The sequence below is a fragment of the Macrococcus lamae genome, assembly GCF_004359545.1.
In the GTDB taxonomy this organism is placed as follows: Bacteria; Bacillota; Bacilli; order Staphylococcales; family Staphylococcaceae; genus Macrococcus; species Macrococcus lamae.
Genome location: NZ_SCWB01000033.1, coordinates 1 through 1469, shown reverse-complemented (window position 1 = coordinate 1469; position 1469 = coordinate 1). Strand labels below are relative to the sequence as shown.

Here is a 1469-nt window from a genome sequence, read left to right as displayed (position 1 = left end):
AGGTGATTGTATTGATAAAGATGTCTAATCATGAGTTTACAAAACAAAAACGAAATCAACTTGAAATGTATAGTCTGGAAGACCTTGTGCCACAGAATCATTTACTTCGAAAAGTTGATCAGGTCTTCGACCTGTCTTTCATATATGACCTGGTTAAAGATAGATATTCCATTGATAATGGCAGACCCAGCATCGATCCCGTCATCCTGATTAAGATTGTCTTGATACAGCATCTGTTCGGAATCAAATCAATGAGACAGACGATTAAAGAGATAGAATCGAACTTTGCCTATAGATGGTACCTTGGTCTCGGTGTGATGGATAAAGTCCCTCATTTTTCTACCTTCGGTAAGAACTATGTTAGACGGTTTGACGATAATAATCTTTTCAATGAGATCTTTGAAAGAATACTGGAAACAGCTAAAGAAAATGACTTAGTCGATAACACCTCTCTTTTCATTGATTCCACTCATATAAAGGCCAACGCTAATAAAAATAAATATGAAAAAGTAGAGGTTGAAAAGACAGCGAAACATTATCAGGATGAACTTGAAAAGGAAATAAACGAAATCAGAGAAGCCGAAGGAAAAAAGCCCCTAAAGCTGAAGGAAGAAAAAGAGACGAAAACCATCAAAGTGAGCACAACAGATCCTGAAGCTGGCTATTACGTTAAAAGTGAAAGAGAGAAACAGTTTGCCTATAGCGGACACGTTTGTTGCGATAAAAATGGATGGGTAGTTGACCTGCATGTCACGCCTGGCAATATACATGACAGTACACAACTTCCTGTGATGATAGATAGACTAGAGATCAAAGGTCTGCTGCCCAGATACCTAGCAGTTGATGCCGGATATAAGACCCCCCACAACGCTAAATATGTACTTGAAAAATATATTTTCCCGGTGATGCCTTATAAGCGTCCTGCAGGTCCGAAGGACTTAATGAATAAAAAAAAGTTTGTTTATGATGAAGCATTTGATGTGTATATCTGCCCGAATAACCAGCTGCTGGAATATAAAAGAACTGATTCGGACGGCTACCGGTTATACATGTCTGATCCCCAAATGTGCAGAGAATGTCCGCTGCTTAATGTATGTACGAAGAGTCAGAACCATACAAAAGTCATCACAAGGCATATCTGGCAGGACGAACTGGATATTGCCGAGGACCTTCGGTTCGTCGATACAATCAAAGAAATCTATCGTCTCAGAAGTCAGACGATAGAAAGAAGATTCGCAGACGCAAAAGAACAGCATGGACTCCGTTGGACTCGATTCAGAGGAATCAAAAAAGTCACGATGGAGACCACGCTTATTTTCGCTTGTATGAATTTAAAGAAAATGGCGAACTTCCTGGTGCCAGACCAGGAAGTAGCCAGTAATAACTACGACTGCAAATCGATATTTTTTATTTTTCGAAGAAAAAGAAAAGACAAACCCATTTTCAAAATGAGTTTGTCTACAGTCTGA

At 39.2% G+C, this 1469-nt stretch carries 1 protein-coding gene; it reads left to right on the top strand.

Annotation, left to right across the window (positions count from 1 at the left end; genetic code table 11):
• Positions 1-20: 20 nt before the first annotated feature.
• A complete protein-coding gene (locus ERX29_RS10725) occupies positions 21-1469 on the top strand; it encodes an IS1182 family transposase (RefSeq protein ID WP_133444674.1) in 1449 nt (482 codons plus the stop codon).

Excerpts from the sequence above, each read along its gene's own strand:
- ERX29_RS10725 (WP_133444674.1), top strand. The coding sequence starts at position 21 with ATGTCTAATCATGAGTTTACAAAACAAAAACGAAATCAACTTGAAATG.